17 protein-coding genes and 1 tRNA gene are annotated in these 17,946 nt (G+C 62.6%); 12 read left to right on the forward strand and 6 right to left on the reverse strand.

From position 1 onward, the window contains the following. Positions 1-17: 17 nt before the first annotated feature. The 5 genes from EK416_RS01170 to EK416_RS01190 all read left to right on the forward strand — a co-directional run bounded on the left by EK416_RS01170 (position 18) and on the right by EK416_RS01190 (position 5,773). Positions 18-320: an SCP2 sterol-binding domain-containing protein gene (locus EK416_RS01170; protein WP_164729801.1), complete on the forward strand. Its 303-nt coding sequence runs from the start codon at positions 18-20 to the stop codon at positions 318-320. Between the two features lie 79 nt (positions 321-399). Next, complete coding sequence (locus EK416_RS01175) at positions 400-894, forward strand: MerR family transcriptional regulator (RefSeq protein ID WP_210210957.1); 495 nt, start codon at positions 400-402, stop codon at positions 892-894. An 85-nt stretch (positions 895-979) separates the two neighbouring features. After that, entirely contained in the window at positions 980-2,191 is a 1,212-nt protein-coding gene (locus tag EK416_RS01180; RefSeq protein WP_127075500.1) for an acetyl-CoA C-acetyltransferase, read from the forward strand. Between the two features lie 92 nt (positions 2,192-2,283). Then, positions 2,284-4,458 carry a 3-hydroxyacyl-CoA dehydrogenase NAD-binding domain-containing protein gene (locus EK416_RS01185; protein ID WP_127075502.1) on the forward strand — a complete coding sequence of 725 codons (2,175 nt, stop codon included), beginning with the start codon at positions 2,284-2,286 and terminating at the stop codon, positions 4,456-4,458. 178 nt (positions 4,459-4,636) lie between these two features. Then, complete coding sequence (locus EK416_RS01190; RefSeq protein WP_127075504.1) at positions 4,637-5,773, forward strand: CaiB/BaiF CoA transferase family protein; 1,137 nt, start codon at positions 4,637-4,639, stop codon at positions 5,771-5,773. 85 nt (positions 5,774-5,858) lie between these two features. Here the strand turns inward: EK416_RS01190 and EK416_RS01195 are convergent, their stop codons facing one another. Beyond that, positions 5,859-6,923, reverse strand: a complete 1,065-nt coding sequence (locus tag EK416_RS01195) for an amino acid ABC transporter substrate-binding protein (RefSeq protein WP_127075506.1) — start codon at positions 6,921-6,923, stop codon at positions 5,859-5,861. Between the two features lie 592 nt (positions 6,924-7,515). On the opposite strand from EK416_RS01195, the gene EK416_RS01200 reads away from it, so the two are divergent. Then, on the forward strand, positions 7,516-8,253 hold the full coding sequence (locus EK416_RS01200; protein ID WP_127075508.1) for an OmpW/AlkL family protein: 738 nt from the start codon (positions 7,516-7,518) through the stop codon (positions 8,251-8,253). 313 nt (positions 8,254-8,566) lie between these two features. On the opposite strand, the gene epsC is transcribed toward EK416_RS01200, so the two are convergent. Beyond that, positions 8,567-9,430, reverse strand: a complete 864-nt coding sequence (gene epsC, locus EK416_RS01205) for a serine O-acetyltransferase EpsC (RefSeq protein WP_127075510.1) — start codon at positions 9,428-9,430, stop codon at positions 8,567-8,569. A gap of 343 nt (positions 9,431-9,773) precedes the next feature. Here epsC and EK416_RS01210 point away from each other — a divergent pair, with 343 nt between their 5' ends. Further along, positions 9,774-10,187, forward strand: coding sequence for a hypothetical protein (locus tag EK416_RS01210; RefSeq protein ID WP_164729802.1), 414 nt, complete (start codon positions 9,774-9,776; stop codon positions 10,185-10,187). A 163-nt stretch (positions 10,188-10,350) separates the two neighbouring features. Here the strand turns inward: EK416_RS01210 and EK416_RS01215 are convergent, their stop codons facing one another. Beyond that, entirely contained in the window at positions 10,351-10,995 is a 645-nt protein-coding gene (locus EK416_RS01215; protein WP_210210958.1) for a helix-turn-helix domain-containing protein, read from the reverse strand. Position 10,996: 1 nt separating this feature from the next. After that, positions 10,997-11,242, reverse strand: coding sequence for a hypothetical protein (locus tag EK416_RS17620; protein ID WP_164729791.1), 246 nt, complete (start codon positions 11,240-11,242; stop codon positions 10,997-10,999). Between the two features lie 227 nt (positions 11,243-11,469). On the opposite strand from EK416_RS17620, the gene EK416_RS01220 reads away from it, so the two are divergent. Together EK416_RS01220 and EK416_RS01225 are read left to right on the forward strand one after the other, a co-directional pair. Beyond that, on the forward strand, positions 11,470-11,826 hold the full coding sequence (locus EK416_RS01220; protein WP_127075514.1) for a zinc ribbon domain-containing protein YjdM: 357 nt from the start codon (positions 11,470-11,472) through the stop codon (positions 11,824-11,826). Positions 11,827-11,882: 56 nt separating this feature from the next. Then, positions 11,883-12,593 carry a hypothetical protein gene (locus EK416_RS01225; protein ID WP_127075516.1) on the forward strand — a complete coding sequence of 237 codons (711 nt, stop codon included), beginning with the start codon at positions 11,883-11,885 and terminating at the stop codon, positions 12,591-12,593. 151 nt (positions 12,594-12,744) lie between these two features. Here EK416_RS01225 and EK416_RS01230 read toward each other — a convergent pair. Both EK416_RS01230 and rpmE read right to left on the reverse strand, forming a co-directional pair. After that, positions 12,745-12,821, reverse strand: a tRNA-Asp gene (locus EK416_RS01230). A gap of 152 nt (positions 12,822-12,973) precedes the next feature. Continuing rightward, a complete protein-coding gene (rpmE, locus tag EK416_RS01235; RefSeq protein WP_127075518.1) occupies positions 12,974-13,195 on the reverse strand; it encodes a 50S ribosomal protein L31 in 222 nt (73 codons plus the stop codon). 158 nt (positions 13,196-13,353) lie between these two features. Between rpmE and EK416_RS01240 the strand changes: the two genes are divergently transcribed. The 3 genes from EK416_RS01240 to EK416_RS17625 all read left to right on the forward strand — a co-directional run bounded on the left by EK416_RS01240 (position 13,354) and on the right by EK416_RS17625 (position 17,846). Continuing rightward, positions 13,354-15,219 (forward strand): ABC transporter transmembrane domain-containing protein, encoded by a 1,866-nt coding sequence (locus tag EK416_RS01240; RefSeq protein WP_181952106.1) that lies wholly within the window; start codon positions 13,354-13,356, stop codon positions 15,217-15,219. A gap of 274 nt (positions 15,220-15,493) precedes the next feature. Continuing rightward, complete coding sequence (gene ftsH, locus EK416_RS01245) at positions 15,494-17,371, forward strand: ATP-dependent zinc metalloprotease FtsH (protein ID WP_127075520.1); 1,878 nt, start codon at positions 15,494-15,496, stop codon at positions 17,369-17,371. A gap of 214 nt (positions 17,372-17,585) precedes the next feature. After that, on the forward strand, positions 17,586-17,846 hold the full coding sequence (locus EK416_RS17625; protein ID WP_164729803.1) for a hypothetical protein: 261 nt from the start codon (positions 17,586-17,588) through the stop codon (positions 17,844-17,846). The last annotated feature ends 100 nt before the right edge of the window (positions 17,847-17,946 follow it).

A 17,946-nucleotide genomic window follows, 5' to 3' on the forward strand; every position in this document is an offset into this window, starting at 1 on the left:
AAACGGACAAGGAGCGCATGATGGATCTCAACGAAGTGGCCGACGCCCTGGTAAAGCGCGTGGGAAGCAAGTCTCCCCTCGGCGGCAGCGTGAAGTTCGACCTCGGCAGCGCCGGGAACCTCTACATCGACGGCACGGGCGCGGGCAACACCGTGACGGTGAACAACGCCGATCCGGCGAAGTGCACCATCAGCATGAGCGCGGGCGACTTCTCCGACCTCATCCACGGCCGCCTTCAGCCGACATCCGCCTTCATGCAGGGCAAGATGCGGGTCGATGGCGACATGGGTCTTGCCATGCGGCTCGGGCAGATCGTCTAGAGCAAATTTCGTTCGACTTACCCGCGTTCGGGAGCATCTCGAACGCGGATCGAACGGGCGACCAGAAAGCCGGGATGCATTGACCGCAGTACGCCAGCGAGCCAAGGCCGAGACGTCCGAGTCCGAAAAGCTCTACGGTATCGCCGAGCTTGCTTCGGAACTCGGGATCACCGCGCGCGCCATTCGTTTCTATGAAGCGAAGGAGCTGCTCGCCCCCGTGCGCGCGAACGGCGGCCGCGTCTACACGAGGCGCGATCGCGCCCGGCTGAAGCTCATCCTGCGCGCGAAGTCCATCGGTTTCTCGCTCGCGGAAGTACAGCAGTTTCTGGAACTCTACGGAAGCCGCGGCGAGGGTCGCCCGCAGCAGGTGTCGTTCCTTGCCGAACGCTCGGCCGCGATGATCGCGGAACTGGAGCAGAAGCAGGCGGATATCGTCAAGACGCTCGAAGAGCTTCGCGATATTCACGCGCAGTGTTTGCAGTATCTCGCCGAAGAGGGCTCGCCCCCCTGCAAGGCCGAGCGCGAAGGCGAAGCGGGCGCTTCGCAGGTAAAGAGCCGCCGCACCGCCGGGTGACGGGGGCGAGACAACGAAATCATAAAGAATGTCGCGAGGCTGCGCGAATGCGCCCGCGCGCGCATATAATCAGGGAGGATGAACCATGGTCGATGCCTATGTTTTCGACGCCGTGCGCACCCCGCGCGGCAAGGGCAAGAAAGACGGCGCGCTGCATGAGGTGACGCCCGTCCAGCTCGCCGCGCAGATGCTCGACGCGGTCAAGGATCGCAATCCCGGCCTCGATACGAGGGACGTGGAAGACGTGATCCTCGGCTGTGTGTCGCCGGTGGGCGAGCAGGGCGCGGATATCGCGCGCGCGGCCTCGCTCGTCTCGGGCTTCGACGAAAGCGTTCCGGGCGTGCAGGTGAACCGCTTCTGCGCGTCGGGTCTCGAAGCGATCAACATGGCGGCGGCAAAGGTCATGTCCGGCCAGTCGCCTTTCATCATCGGCGGCGGCGTGGAAAGCATGAGCCGCGTGCCCATGGCGTCCGATGGCGGCGCGTGGCCCATCGACCCGGCTGTCGCCTTCTCGACCTACTTTGTGCCGCAGGGCATCAGCGCCGACCTCATCGCGACCAAGTGGGGCTACAGCCGCGACGACGTCGACGCCTATTCGGTCGAGAGCCACAAGCGCGCGGCGCAATCCTGGGCTGAAGGCCGCTTCGCGAAATCGGTCGTGCCGGTGAAGGACATTCTCGGCATCACGCTTCTCGACAAGGACGAGATGATCCGTCCCGATGCGTCCATGCAGTCGCTGGGCAGCCTGAAACCGTCCTTTGCCGACCTGGGCAAGACCTACGGCTTCGACGGCGTGGCGCTTCAGAAATACCCGGAAATCGAGCGCATCGACCACGTGCATACGCCGGGCAACTCGTCCGGCATCGTGGACGGCGCCGCGGTGGCGCTCATCGGCTCGAAAGAGGCCGGCGAGAAGGCGGGCATCAGGCCCCGCGCGCGCATCAGGAGTTTCGCGTCCATCGGGTCGGAGCCGACCATCATGCTGACGGGGCCGAGCTACGCGGCAGAGCGTGCGCTGAAGAAGGCCGGCATGACGAAGAACGACATCGACCTGTGGGAGCTGAACGAAGCCTTCGCGTCGGTGGTGCTCCGCTTCCGCGACGTGCTCGGCATCGCCGACGACAAGCTCAACGTGAACGGCGGCGCCATAGCCATGGGCCATCCGCTGGGCGCAACGGGCGCGATGGTGCTCGGCACGCTCGTCGACGAGATGGAGCGGCGCGGCGCGGCCACGGGCCTTGTGACGCTTTGCATCGGCGCGGGCATGGGCACCGCCACCATCCTCGAACTCGTCTGAACCATCGCTAGGCCGGAACTCCGGCCGGTGTTCATCAATCGCCCCGCTGGCGCCCGTAGACGGCAGCCTCGGGAGGAAAAGAGGAAACGGACATGAGCAGCATTTCCTATCAGGTCGACGCGGACGGCATCGCCACGCTCACCATCGACCAGCCGGGCAAGTCGATGAACGTCATCAGCCCGGAATTCACCGAGGAACTGAGCGAGGCCATCGAGCGCGCCGCCGCCGATGCAAGCGTGAAGGGCATCGTCGTCACGTCCGGCAAGTCGAGCTTCGTCGCGGGCGCCGACCTCATCGGCATGTCGGGCATGATCGAGCACGCGCGCAAGGCGCCGCCAGCCGAGGCTCTGAAGGTGTCGTCGCGTCTCACCGAAGTGTTGCGCCGCCTCGAAACCATCGGCAAGCCGGTCGCGACCGCGATCAACGGCACGGCGCTTGGCGGCGGCTTCGAAATCGCGCTCGCCACGCATTACCGTGTCGCCGCCGACGACGAGTCGATCAAGATCGGCCAGCCCGAGGTGCAGGTCGGCCTGCTGCCGGGCGCTGGCGGCACACAGCGCATCCCTCGCCTAATCGGCATCATGGCGTCCGCGCCGCTGCTGCTTGAGGGCAAACACCTCTCGCCGCAACAGGCGAAGTCGTCCGGCCTCATCCACGATGTCGTGCCCGCCGGCGAACTGCTGGCGAAGGCGAAGGCGTGGCTTCTGTCTCCGCAAGCGAAATCGGTGCAGCCGTGGGACGAGCGCGGCTTCAAGGTTCCGGGTGGCGCGGGCGGCATGCATCCAGCCGCGGCGCAACTGTTCATGGCCGCCAACGCCATGACGCGCGACAAGACGTTCGGCAATTATCCGGCCGCGCAGGCGATCCTTTCGGCGGTATATGAAGGCACCCAGGCGCCGATCGACCTCGGCCTCAAGATCGAAGCGAAATATTTCCTCTCGCTGCTGCGCGGCCCTGTCGCGCCCGCGATGATCCGCACGCTGTTCGTGAACAAGGGGCGCGCCGACAAGCTCGTGCGCCGTCCGCAGGGCGTGCCGAAGGCGAAGTTCAGGAAGATCGGCATGCTGGGCGCCGGGATGATGGGCGCGGCCATCGCCTATGTCGCGGCCTCGAACGGCATTGAAGTGGTTCTGCTCGACCGCGACGTGGAAGCGGCGGAGCGCGGCAAGGGCTATGCCCGCAAGCTTGTCGAGAAGGCGGTTTCGCGCCGCAAGACGACCGAAGCGGACGGGCAGGCGCTGCTTGCCCGCATTCACACCACCGCCGATTACGCCGACCTCGCCGATGTCGATTACATCATCGAAGCGGTGTTCGAGGATCGCGCCATCAAGGCCGACGTGACGAAAAAGGTGGAGGCGGTGATACGGCCCGACGTGATCTTCGGTTCGAACACGTCCACCATTCCGATCACGAGCCTCGCGGAAGCGAGCGAACGGCCCGAGAAGTTCATCGGCATTCACTTCTTTTCGCCCGCCGAGAAGATGCCGCTCGTGGAGATCATTCGCGGCAGGAAGACGAGCGACGAAGCGCTGGCAGTCACGCTCGACTTCGTGCAGGCGATCAGGAAGACGCCCATCGTCGTCAATGACGGGCGAGGCTTCTTCACCTCGCGCTTCTGCATGAATTACATCGGCGAGGGCGAGATCATGCTGACGGAAGGCATTCCGGCGGCGCTGGTCGAGAATGCGGGCAAGCTCGCGGGCATGCCGGTCGGGCCCCTCGCGCTCGCCGACGAAACCGCCATCGACCTCGGCTGGAAGATCCACAAGGCCGCCGAAACCGATCTCGGCGATGAATACAAGCCGAGCGCGGCCATCCCCGTGATGGAAGCCATGTACGTCAAGAACGGGCGCGCGGGGCGCAAGAACGGCAAGGGCTTTTACGACTATCCCGAGGGCGGGCAGAAGACGCTGTGGCCGGGCCTCGCGGAGCTGTTCCCGGTGAAGCCGGAACGCGAGTGGCCGAGCATCGAAGACCTGAAGAAGCGGCTTCTCTTCGCGCAGGCGCTCGACGCAGTGCGGACCATGGAAGAGGGCGTGCTCACCGATCCGGAAGACGGCGACGTGGGCGGCATCTTCGGCCTCGGTTTCGCGCCCTATACCGGCGGTCCGCTTTCCATGCTCGATACCATCGGTATTCCGAACGTCGTGAAGGAATGCGAGCGGCTCGCCGCGAAATATGGCGAGCGGTTCTCGCCGCCGAAGCTCCTGCACGACATGGCGGCGGAGAACAGGATGTTCTACCCGGCGGCAAAGGCTGCTGCATAGTGCATGATCCGTAAAACCGGTTGCCGGTTTTATGGTGAGATCATGCTCAGTCGAAGTTCGGAGGGGCTTCCGGGCTTCCGAAGGCTGCTGCTTAAGGAGCACTTGCAGCATCGAGCGACGACATATCAGAATGGCGGGCGCATATGCGCCCGCTGCGAATTCGATGGAGGACGCCTCCATGTCAGATGACACGCCGTCAACATCTGTGCCCGACAAGGGCAAAGCGCCTCTCGACGGCATTCGCGTGCTTGAGTTTGCCGGTATCGGGCCCGCGCCTTATGCGGGGATGCTGCTCGCGGACCTCGGCGCGGATGTGCTGCGCATCGACCGGCCCGAACGCGCGAGCCTGTTCCCGGTGATGAACGCGCCCATCGAGCGGGGCAGGCGCTCGCTGATCCTCGATCTGAAGGAGCCCGCCGCAGTCGAGACGGTCTTGCGCATCATCGAGAAGGCCGATGTACTCATCGAGGGCTTTCGCCCCGGTGTGATGGAACGGCTTGGGCTCGGACCGGACGTGGCGCTCGGACGTGCCCCGCGCCTCATCTACGGGCGCATGACGGGCTTCGGCCAGGATGGGCCGCTTGCCCTCTCGGCGGGCCACGATCTCACCTATCTCGCGCTGACGGGGCTTCTCCATGCGATGGGCCCCGGCTGGCGGCAGCCCGTCGTGCCGCTGAACGTCGCGGGCGACATGGGCGGCGGCGGCGCTTTCCTCGTCATCGGCGTGCTCGCCGCGCTCATCGAACGCGAGCGTTCGGGCAAGGGGCAGGTGATAGACGCTGCGATCCTCGACGGCGCGGTGTCGCAACTCGCCATCATCCTCGGCCTTCGTGCGGGCGGCCTCTGGGACCGGCCGCGCGGCGAAAATTTCCTCGACGGCGGCGCGCCCTTCTACCGGACCTACAAATGCGCGGACGGCAAGTTCGTGGCCGTTGCCGCGCTCGAACCGAAGTTCTTCGCCGCGCTCATCAAGGGGCTGGGTCTCGACCCATGGGAGCACTTGCCCGCGCAACTTGACCGCGCGCAATGGCCGATCCTGCACGCCGAGTTCGAGGGCATCTTTGCGAAGAAGCCGCGCGACGAATGGGCGGCGCTGTTCGACGGCGCGGATGCCTGCGTCGTGCCCGTGCTCGATTTCGACGAGGCGGCGGCGCATCCGCACAACATCGCGCGCGCAACCTTCATGGAGGTCGACGGCGCGCTGCATCCGCCGCCCGCGCCGCGCTTCTCGCGCTCGGAGCTGAAGGCGCTTGCCGCCGTCGCGCCGGGCGAAGGCGGCGAGGCCGCGCTCAAGGATTGGGGCGTATCGAGGTAGCTCGCGCGCTCGCCGGTTGCGCTTGGAGCGGGTCCGGGAAAGCGTGAAGCGGTTTTCCGGCAAGACGCCGGCGGGCCGCCATAGCCTATTCCGTCGCGGAGGCGGGGTCTTTCACGAACTGCTTTGTCCGCTCCGTCATCGGATAGGCGAGCGTCACGTTTTTCGGCGGGATCGGGCTTTCGAACCACTTCGCGTAAAGCTTTTCGTATGTGCCCGACTTCACCGCGTCGAGGATGGCGGCGTCGGCCAGATCCTTCAGCGGTTCGTCCTTCGGCAAAATGAGGGCGTATTGCGCGCCCGGCCGACCGGTGCCGAGGAGCAGGAAGCTGTCCGGCGACTTCGCGCCCGCCTTCAGATTGAGGAGCACCGCGTCGTCGTCGAAATAGGCGGCTGCTGCGCCCGCCTCCACGAGCTTGAACGCCTCGGCAGGCGTCTTCGCATACACGACGGAGATGCCGAGATAGCGCTCAACGCTCTGCCCGAGAACGTAGGGCAGGGCGGGCGAACCTTGCAGGAGCGTTACGGTCTTGCCCTTCAGGTCGTCGATGGCGGCGGGCGTCTTGAAGTCGGCGCGGCGGCGGCGAAAGCCTTCCGCCTCGGGGCGCAGCCTCGACGGCACGAGGAAGCGCAGTTCGGACACGTATACCGGCGCGGAAACATCGGCCGCATCGCCAAGTGTTGCCGTGTCGGGTGTTGCTGCGCAATCGATGTCGATGTCGCCTTTCGAGGCGGCCGCGGCGCTGTCGGCGTCGGCGGTCGCGCGCCAGACGACGTTCAACTCGGGACGCGCCAGCTTTTCCTTCACCTTGTCGGCGACGAGGCCGCACAAGTCGACCGCGAAACCGGCGGGAGTCCGGTCTGCCGCGTATGAAAAAGGCGCGGCCGCCTCGCGGTAACCAAGCGTGATCACCCCCGTCGACCTGATCTTGTCCAGCACACGGCCTTCGGTGGCGTTGAGGGCGAGCGTTCCGGGCCTCTCGGCATTGGAAGGTGATGTCTCGCCCAATTCGGGTTTGACCGCGACGGAGTCGGATTTTTCGGCAACAGCCGGGGGAATTGCCGGAGGTGTTTCTGCCGTCTCCGCGTTTACGGCCGGTCCGGCGACACAGACCACAACAAGCGCGGCAAAGAACAGGTGAGGTTTCGTCATGGTTGTGTCCTCCCGAAGACGCCGGACTATTCTTGTCTTGAGCCCCGCGAGATTGACAGGAAAGGGCAAATATTGCGTTTCCCGCGCCACCGTTCACTCTCGCCGAGAAGGAGAATGATGGCGGGCGTGCCGCGTTGCGCCTCTCTTTGCCTCGATCGCGATTGGCCCGCCTCGGCGTCTTGGCTCTCTGACTTTCGGGTAATCTGCAAGGCTATCGCTTGCGAACACCAGATTTTGCGAATTATCAAGCCGTGGCTTGGCTATTTGAGATTTATCAAGGCGGCTTTGCGGCGAAACGGGAGAGTTTAAATTCCGGGAATATACGAAACAAACCGTGCGTACAGCGACGGCGTTTGAAATCACATCTCGTTCGCCCGGCACCAGACGCCATTTTTATGCGAGCGGCGCCAATGAAATCGTAGCAAGTCCCGATTTATACACGTCAGAATAGGCTGTTGTATGGATGCCACTTCTGCGCGGATAGTGACGAATACTCGAAATCGCGCAATTGACTTATATTCCCCGAAGGTTCTTTGCTGGGGCTATGTCGGCGAGCAGCCGACTCTCAAAAAATGGGTACGGGGGTTAATAAATGAAACGTATTGCTTACGCCGCGATTGCGGGCGTGATGGCGATGGGTGGCGCCAATGCTGCCGATCTTTACGGCGCGGGCGGCGGCTACAAGGACGCGCCGGTGGTTGTCGAGTCCTGGACGAACCCGGGCGACATCTTCGTGCGCGCGCGCGGCCTCGCCGTGATCCCGCAGTATAATTCGAAGGATTGGACGCTCAACGGTGGCACAAACGCCACGACGCGTGGCGCGGACTTGGAGATCTCGACTTCTGGCATTCCAGAACTGGACATCACCTACTTCCTGACGAAGAACATCGCCGTCGAAGCCATCGCGGGCGTTACGCCTCATACGATCGACGCGAAGGGCACGATTGCGGGCGCAGGCAAGATCGCCGACGCATGGCTCCTGCCGCCGGTCATTTCGCTGCAGTACCACTTTGATACCGGCACGGCGTTCAAGCCGTATATCGGCGTTGGGCCGAACTATACCGCCTTCTTCAATATCGACGAAGGCAGCTCCTTCAAGAAGGTCAAGATCGACAACGCTTGGGGCGTGTCGCTTCAGGCTGGCTTTGACTACAAGCTCACGGGCAACTGGTTCCTGAACTTCGACTTCAAGTATCTGTTCCTCGACACCGACGCGACCGCGATCACAAAGGGCGGCGATGTCTTCCGCACGAAGGTCGACATCGATCCGATCATCGTCGGCGCGGGTATCGGCTACAAGTTCGGCAGCGCTCACGTTCCGCTGAAGTAGTACGCCCATTCTTGGGGGCCTGAGGAAAAGCGCGGCAAACTCCGCGCTTTTTCTTTTCCGTGGGTCCGATATCCGTGCCGCACCCCTGTGGCCGGTCTTGCCGTTGTGAAATGTTCGGATTTACCGCAAGGCGTCGCAGCAGCCAAACGACAGCTTCGGCGTGGCGAATAGCGCTCCGCGGGACGGGGAAAGAACCTCTTTTTTTGCGGTAAGCCGGGGGATGAAGACGGACGCGCCATCTGCTGCGGAGGGCGGTCGCGCCGCTCCCCTCTGCGCAGTTGGCCGCGAGGAACTGTCGCCCTTCGCAGCTACGTCAAATCACGTAGGTGAAGGATTCGTAGGTGCCGAGCGCCAGATGCTGATCCATGCTCTGCGCCGGATTGGTCGAGCCCGCGCCTTCGATGATGCGCGCGGGAACGCCGACCGCTGTACAGCGCGGCGGCACGCTCTGCGTTACGAACGAGCCCGACGCGATCTTCGAGAACGCCCCGATTTCGATGTCGCCAAGGATGATCGCGCCCGCGCCGATCAGCACGCCCGTGCGCACCGTGGGATGCCGGTCGGTCCTCTGGTTGCCGGTGCCCCCCAGCGTGACGCCATGGAGAACGGACACGTCTTCCTCGATCACTACCGTCTCACCCGCGACGAATCCGGTCGCGTGGTCGAGGAAAAAGCCGCGCCCGATGACCGCCCCCGGGTGGATATCGGTCTGGAAGACCTCCGACGAGCGGCTTTGCAGGTAGCGGGCGAAATCGGGCTTCCCGTTCTCCCACATCCAGTGCGCGAAGCGATGGGTCTGGATTGCCGCGTAGCCCTTGAAGAAAAGGAACGGTTCCAGGAGACGACCGGAGGCGGGGTCGCGTTCGACCACGGCCTTCAGGTCCGCGCGTCCCGCCGCGCCGATGGTCGGGTCCGCGGCCGCTGCCGCACGGAACTGCGCGCGAAGCGTATGACTTGCGAGGGAATTATGGCCGATCCGGGCGATCAGCGTTTCGATGAGGGCGCTTTCGAAGCTGGCGGCGCCGAGAATGCTGTCGAAGAGGGCGGCCAGCGCTGCCTCTCCATTGCGAGCCTGCTCGGCTTCGGCCTGAAGTACGGTCCATACGGCGTCGTCCGCGGGAAGCGAACCGCCAGTTCGAAGACTGGCCGATGCGTTTTCGTCGATTGGAGCGTTCACGAGGCACCTGATCTGTTCTGCGCGAAGGCAATTATAGCCTGCATGGCAGTCTCTGAAAATATTTTTTACAAAACCTCAGGTCATGGTGACGTTATGGGCATAAATTCTATAAATAGCGAAATGAACGAAAAATTAGTTTCGGTCCAAAATTGTGCGAAAAAAATTAAGGCCGCCTTGGCGCGCCGAATTGGAAAATGCGTCGACTGCCCGTCCAAGATGGCGACGGCAATTCCACCTCTTTGGAGGAAACGGCATCCGCTATGGGCTTTGGTTTTGCTCGCCCGTGGCGACAGAGTTAACGTTCTTAGGCGGAATTAAGAACGAGAGAAAACGGAGAACGACCATGAACCCGATGACAATGCCCAACACGATGATGCCGAACACCATGATGCCCAACACGATGACGCCTATGGGCGGTATGATGCCGATGATGAACGGCATGCCGATGGGTGGCATGATGCCGATGATGGGTGGAATGCCGATGGGTGGCATGATGCCGATGATGGGCGGAATGCCGATGGGCGGCATGATGCCGATGATGGGCGGAATGCCGATGGGCGGCATGATGATGCCGATGATGATGTGCAAGATGAACTGCACCATGACTGCGGACGGGATGACCTGCGAAATCACGGCGATGGACCCGGCGATGAAAGACATGATGATGCAGTGCTGCAAACAGATGTGCACCATGATGGGTAACGGTATGCCGATGATGATGATGTGCGGCGGTATGGCGATGTGCTGTATGGCCTAGCTGGAACAGCCAAGATACGGTCGAAGTTGCAAGTTGATTGACAGAGACGATGAAACGCCCGAAGGCGTTTCGGCACGGTAAATCCGGGTGTACCTGTATCGCCAGGGATTTACACTGATACGCGCCGCCCCGCAGCCAGAGCTTCGAGGCGGCGCGATCCGTTTCAGGAATGCCCGTTTAGCGCGGCAGGCGTTTTTTGAAGATAGCTTACGACGAGATAGAGCACCGCTTCGTAGTCGTCAGCGTTACGATAGGAGTGGGGGGCGTCCGCCTCGAAGAAAATAGAGTCGCCTCGCGCGAGCAGGAAAGGCGCCGAATCCCCGACCGTCACTTCCACCGTACCTGAAACGACGACGAGATTTTCGCGTGTGCCGGGCGCATGCGGCTCCGACAGGTGCAGATGCGCAGGCGAAAGCCGCAGTTCGTAGAATTCCGGGCAGTCGCCTGCCTTCGGGAACAGGGCGCGCGACTGAAGGCCGCCCCTGTCCGACACGATGACGGGTGTGTCGTCCTTCCGCAGAACATGCGTTCCATCCTCGTCCCGGCTGCCGAGCAGTTTTGCGAAGGGCACGTCGAGCGCCGTGGCGATTTTCCAGAGAATGCCGAGCGTCGGCATGCTCTTGCCGGTTTCGATCTGCCCGAGCATGCCCCGGCTGACGCCGCATTGTTTTGAAAAACGTTCGAGCGAAAAGCCGCGCTGCGTGCGCAGACGGCGCAAATTCCGGCCGAGGCCGCTCAGCAGATAGTCCGGCGGCTCAAGCCCGCCGTGATCGGCGACGCGCTGCGTTTGTTCACCGCCTGCGTTCACGTCAATCGTGCCCGGCCTGAGCCGCCACCGATTGCGGCGCGCCGAAACACGCGGGAGCGAAGACCAGGAAAGGCACGTAGACGAATGGAAACCACGCCATCGTGGGCCATGCCGCATTGCCGGTCTGCCGGGCGCGCTCCTTCGCTCGCCTGTGCCTGTATTCATCCAGCGAATAGATCTGCGCCGTTTTCTGCACCGCCATCATCCCGCCTGACCGGCGTGACACGCCAGCCTGTTTTTTGCCCATGATCCTTGCGCGCGGCTGTCGTGTCAAAAGGGGGCGAACGATTTTCATTTCCCCAGCGGGCGTGCTAGGGAAATGTCGTTCGCGCTCAAGCTGCCAGCCGGTGAAAGCATGTGCGGAACTCTTTCGCGGCGCGCCATATGCGCCTTTTTTTGTAGTAACGGCGCGGAACGCGGGCTTATCGCTGGACGCATGCAGCCAATGCCGCCGCCAGGATCGGATATCCAGTCATGACCGCCATATCCCATTGCCCGAAGTGCCAGTCCGAGAACGCATATTTCGACGGAAATCTCTTTGTTTGCCCCGATTGCTTCCATGAATGGAGCGAGGCGGCGGCGGCCGAAACGGTGCAAACCGCCGACGCGGCGAGCGTGCGCGATTCGAACGGGACCGTGCTCGCAGACGGCGACGCCGTAACGGTCATCAAGGAACTGAAGGTGAAGGGCGCGTCGGGAGCGATCAAGGTCGGCACGAAGGTGAAGAATATTCGCCTCATTCCCGACGCGACGGACGGCCACAATATCGCCTGCAAGATCGACGGAATCGGTGCGCTTAACCTGAAGTCGGAGTTCGTGCGCAAGGCTTGACCGGGCCGCGCCCCGCCTCGACACACGCCCGGATGTTTTCAGCGGAAGTCCAGACGATGTTTTCTCGTCGCATGTTCAGGAGGCATACGCCCGAAAGGGGCAACGGCAAAGCGCTTCCGGATGTCGTGCCGGGAGCGGCCACGGCGCGCCGGGTGGTGGTGCCGGAAGACGCACGCCACATCGAGTTTGCGATGAGCGAACTCGTGAAGGTCGGTTTGCGTCTCGCGCCCGAAGCCATGGCAGACCCCGCTGGCGTGGCTGCAGCCATTGCCGATGAGAATCGCGGAATTTCCTTCGCAGGCGAGCCGGGACCGGGGCATTGGGCGCTTTTTGCGCTGGCGGGCCCTGAGGACGGCCCAAGGCCGTTTGCAAACGCAGTCCATTTCAACGACCATTGCTACGATGTCGCCGCAGCGTCGGATTATGCGGCGATGATTTCGGTCATGATCGCGATGGCGAGCGACACGTGGCCGGTCAAAAGCGTCGAGGCACAGAACGCATCCGATCCTCACAAGCGGATCGAGCCCGGAAAGCCCGTCTCGATCACGATCCATGCGGACGCCGAGGTTTCTCCCTTCGACCTTGTCCATGGCAAGGATTTCGATTGGTCCGTCATTTTTCGACTGAACGAGCGGCTTCCGGGAGACGTCGAAGAGCGATTTGCGATTTTTCTCGACGGCGACGCGACCGTCGTTTTCCTCTCGCCGGAGAACATCGGGCGGCTTAATGCGCTGACCGGATGGGAATTTTTCTATCTCGATTCATAGTTCCGCGCATGAGGGCATGCGTATGACGGCTCCTGCCTCGTTGTCGAGCACGAAGCGACGACGAAGCGTGTCATGTTCAAATCTGGAGGAGCAGTGATTAGCGGAAAAACCACGACGAGCCGTCGAGAAACAACGAGGCTGTCCGGGAAAATGGCGGGAGTGACGGGGCTCGAACCCGCGACCTCCGGCGTGACAGGCCGGCACTCTAACCGACTGAGCTACACCCCCGCATGGGACTGGCGAAGCGCTTCAGCGCGCCGCCGATGACCCCTACATAACAAGCGTTGCCGCGCATCTCAAGCGCTAGTTTTCGCTTTTTGCGATTTATGTGACAGGGCGGCGAAAGCGTCGCCTCGTCACAAACCGCCTGGCCGAATGGCCTACTTCAGGAAGCCTTCGAACTTCTTCTTGAACTTCGACACGCGGCCGCCGCGATCCAGGATCTGCTGGTTGCCGCCCGTCCACGCCGGGTGGGTGTTGGGATCGATGTCGAGGTTGAGCTTCCCGCCTTCCTGACCGTAGGTGGAATAAGTTTCGAACGTCTCGCCGTTCGTCATGACGACCGTTATCTTATGGTAGTCGGGATGAATATCCTTTTTCATGGTCTTTCCTCTTGCGCTTCGATGTGCGCCTTGTATTTGTGCGGTTTGGGTTGCTATACAGGACGAAGTGAGATGGTGACAAGTTTAAGCGTCATCGTGCTGGTTTCATTGAGAAAATTCGGTGACACAGGCGCGCGCTACGCAGAAGAGTGTGCAAAGTGACCCTACATACCCTCGCCAATCGCCGCTCGAATCTTCCCGCCCCTGCCAGCGAAAACCGCAAGCCGGGAGAAATTGCCGCACGTCAGCCCCGCTCCCGCGCGAGCCTGAAGCCGCTTCAACTCCTTCGCCCCTACGTCCTGAGATATAAAGCCGTCGCGATCGCCGCGCTCATCGCGCTGATCGTCTCCTCCGCCGCAACGCTGATGCTGCCGTTTGCCGTGAGGGAGATGATCGACCGAGGCTTCTCACCAGAAAAGCAGAGCCTGATCAACATTTATTTCGCGAGCCTGTTTGCCGTCGGCGCGCTCCTCGGAACATCGAGCGCGATACGCTTCTATTGCGTGTCCTGGCTCGGGGAGCGCGTCATCGCGGATGTGCGCGCGGATGTCTTCCGTCACCTCACGCGGCTCAGCGCGGCCTTCTACGAGCATACGCATTCCGGCGAGATCATGTCGCGCCTCAACGCCGATACGACACAGATCAAGGCCGCCGTGTCGACGTCTGTCAGTCAGGTGTTGCGCAATGCCGTCATGTTCTTCGGAGCGCTTGTGCTCATGGTGTTCACAAGCCTCAAGCTGAGCCTACTCGTCCTCGTCGTGATTCCGGTCATCGTCGTGCCGCTCGTGCTTTATGGCCGCACCGTGCGTCGTTACAGTCGCATCGCTCAGGACGAAGTCGCTGCGTCCTCGTCGTTTGCGAGCGAGAACCTTTCCGCGATTCGCACGATGCAGGCGTTCACGTCTGAAACGCTCGTCGCCAACCGTTATGCGGCTGCTGTCAGCCGGTCCTTCGACGCGGCGGTGTCGCGCACGAAGCGCCGCGCGACCATGACGGCATCGGCGATCTTTCTCATCTTCGGCGCCATCGTCGGCGTGCTCTGGTATGGCGCGCACGACGTGATGGAAGGCGTCATCACGGGCGGCATCCTTGCACAGTTCGTGCTTTATGCGGTTATCGCTGCCGCTTGCCTCAGCGAATTTTCCGAAATCTTCGGCGAGATGCAGCAGGCGGCGGGTGCTGCCGAGCGGCTTTCCGAACTCATGGCGATTCCTGCCGAGATAAGTTCGCCTGCCGATCCGCGGGCGTTTCCCGAGCATTCGAAGGGCGAAGTCACATTCGAGAACGTGTCCTTCACCTATCCGCTGCGGCCGGACCATCCCGCGTTGCACAATGTCTCCTTCATCGCGCGGCCGGGCGAACGCGTGGCGATCGTCGGGCCCTCCGGGTCGGGCAAGAGCACGATCTTCAATCTCATTCTCCGCTTCTACGACGCGCAGCAGGGACGAATCCTTGTCGACCGCGTGCCTGTCGACAGGGCGGATCTCACCGCGCTTCGGAAGCGGATCTCGCTCGTGTCGCAGGATACGATCATCTTCGCCGAAAGCGTGATCGACAACATCCGCTACGGTTCGCCCGACGCATCCGATGAGGACGTCCGCGCGGCGGCGAAAGCGGCGCTGGCGAACACCTTCATCGAACAACTGCCACAGGGTTACGACACGCTCCTTGGCGAACGCGGCGTCATGCTTTCCGGCGGTCAGCGTCAGCGTATCGCCATCGCGCGCGCCATCCTCAAGAATGCACCGATCCTGCTTCTAGACGAAGCGACGAGCGCGCTCGATCAGGAAAGCGAGAAGCTCGTGCAGACGGCGCTCGAACGCGTCATGCGCGGGCGCACTACGCTCGTCATCGCGCACAGGCTGGCGACCGTCGTCAACGCGGATCGCATCCTCGTCATCGACGGCGGCGAACTCGTCGAGGAAGGCACGCACGCGCAGCTTCTCGCGGCGGGTGGCGTGTATGCGAGGCTTGCCGGGCTTCAGCTTGAGGGTCACCCGGACGGGCAGGCGCTGGCTTCCTGACCCGTCCTCTCCCCGTTGCGAAGCCGGGGGTGAAATGCCCATTGAATGCCGCGTGCGGCCCGCTGGAAGGACACGGCCAGCCGCATCGGCTAATTGCGCATTTCGCCTTCCCGGAACGCCTTCCAGTGCTTACTTCCCCTTGAGCGACACAGGCTAACGGCGCGTCCGGTGAGGAATAATTCACGTGCGGGCGCTTATTTGCCTGAATGACGGGCGCGCTCGGCGCGTGAAACCGCTTTTTTCCGACGGCGCGGCGCACTTTTTGGGACGGGACATGGACAAGAAGAACAAACTCAACCTCACCTACCTGGCGGTCGCCCTCGGGCTTCTGCTCATGTTTCAGGTGTACTGGGCGAATTACAATGAAATCGAGCCGGTGCCCTACAGCCGCTACCAGCAGCTTCTGAAAGAGAACCAACTCACCAACGTGGTCGTGGGGCCGTCTCAGATCCGCGGCGAGTTCAAGACGCCGCAGGACGGCAAGAAATTCTTTTCGACCACCCGCGTCGACCCGGCGGTGGCGAACGAACTCGAAAAGCAGGGCGTCGAATTTTCGGGCAGCTCCGGCCAGAACATCTTTCGGGACATCGCTTCCTGGGTGCTGCCGATCTTCATCTTCTTCGCGATCTGGGCCTTCTTCATTCGCCGCATGGCCGAGAAGCAGGGGATCGGCGGGTTGATGAGCGTCGGCAAGTCGCGCGCGAAAATCTACGTCGAGAAGGTGACCGGCGTCGGCTTTGAAGACGTTGCGGGCGCGGACGAGGCGAAGGGGGAGCTTCAGGAAATCGTCAACTTCCTGAAGGACCCGGACCACTACGGGCGCCTCGGCGCACGGGTGCCGAAGGGCATCCTGCTCGTCGGACCTCCCGGCATCGGCAAGACGCTGCTCGCGCGCGCGGTCGCGGGCGAGGCGGGCGTACCGTTCTTTTCGATCTCCGGTTCCGAATTCGTGGAAATGTTCGTCGGCGTCGGCGCCGCGCGTGTGCGCGATCTGTTCGAGCAGGCGCGCAAGATGAAGCCCTGCATCATCTTCATCGACGAACTCGACAGTCTCGGCCGCACGCGCGCGGCTGGCATGGCGGGCGGCGGCAACGACGAGAAAGAGCAGACGCTGAACCAGCTTCTGGCAGAACTCGACGGCTTCGACCCCCGTGAAGGCATCGTGCTGCTCGCCGCCACCAACCGCCCCGAGATTCTCGACCCGGCACTGACGCGCGCCGGCCGCTTCGACCGCCAGATCGCGCTCGACCGGCCGGACAAGAACGCGCGCGTCGCGATCCTCAACGTTCATATCAAGCGCATCAAGGCTGCTAAGGACGTCGATCTCGAACAGGTGGCTGGCATCACGCCCGGCTTTTCGGGCGCGGACCTCGCGAACCTCGTGAACGAGGCGGCGCTCGGCGCAACGCGCCGCCACGCCGAGCAGGTGACGCTCGACGACTTCACCCGCGCGGTGGAGCGGCTTGTCGCGGGCATCGAAAAGCGCTCCCGCGTGCTGTCGAAGAAGGAGCGCGAGGTCGTCGCCCATCACGAGATGGGCCATGCGCTCGTCGCGTCGGCGCTGCCGGGTGTCGATCCGGTCCACAAGGTTTCGATCATCCCGCGCGGCATCGGCGCGCTCGGCTACACCATGCAGCGGCCGACGGAAGACCGCTTCGTGATCCAGCGCGGGGAACTTCTGAACCGGATGGCCGTACTCATGGGAGGCCGCGCTGCCGAGGAAATCATCTTCGGCGAGATTTCGACCGGCGCCGCCGACGACATCGACCGCGCCACCGACATCGCCCGTCAGATGGTGACGCGTTTCGGCATGATCGAGGGGCTTGGCCAGCGGGTTTATGAGCCGCAGCGTCAGGCGTTTCTCGGCGAGGGGCTGATCGGGAAGCCGAAGGACTATTCGGATCAGACGAATCGCGAGATCGACCTTGCCGTGAAAAAACTCGTGGACGATGCCTACGCGAAGGCGAAGAAGACGCTCACCGAACGCCGCAAGGATCTCGACGAGGGAACCGCGCTGCTCCTCGCGAAGGAGACGATCACGCCGGAAGACTTCCCGCCGCTGGTGAACATCGCGCCCGGCGCGAAGCTCGACGGCTCGTCGACGGACGAGGTGCTCGCGCCCGAAGCAGAGCATGCGCCGACGCTGTCCTGATCGCACCGGGCCACAAACCAAATCGGAAATGCCCGCATCGATTCTGCGGGCATTTTTTTCAGGCGCTCGCTGCCTCTGCCGCCGCCTTGACACGAGAGAGCATGCGGCGCCGAATGAAACCGCTCGCGGGACGGATCGCAGCCCAATAAGGCGCGAACGGCATTTTTGATCTGCGATCGGGGCAGAATACGCGGGTTGTCCTGGTGAGGCGCGTTTGGCCGTTGGAGGCGCACTCAATCGCGAAGCTCATGACGAGTTTGGCGATGCCGGGTTCGTCGAAGTCCAGGAACTGGCTGCCATCGGTAATATGTTCAAGGCCGAAATCGAGCCGCCAGAAACGGCCGATAAGGCCCAAGACTATTTCATCTTCGTTTCGTTCGAGCAGAGTGAAGCTTTTCAAGCTGAGGGGCGGTCTCAGGTTTCCAATTCAACACGCGGCGCGGTAATTCGCGAAGCGCGATCAGGCGTGCAATGATCGGATCATCCATCGTCTCCAATTCACCGAGCGCGGAGGGGATCGCCTCAGTCTCGGCACCTATGATGATCGAGTGCCGCTCGATGAAGTGATGATGCGG

Source organism: Rhodomicrobium lacus (assembly GCF_003992725.1).
GTDB lineage: Bacteria > Pseudomonadota > Alphaproteobacteria > Rhizobiales > Rhodomicrobiaceae > Rhodomicrobium > Rhodomicrobium lacus.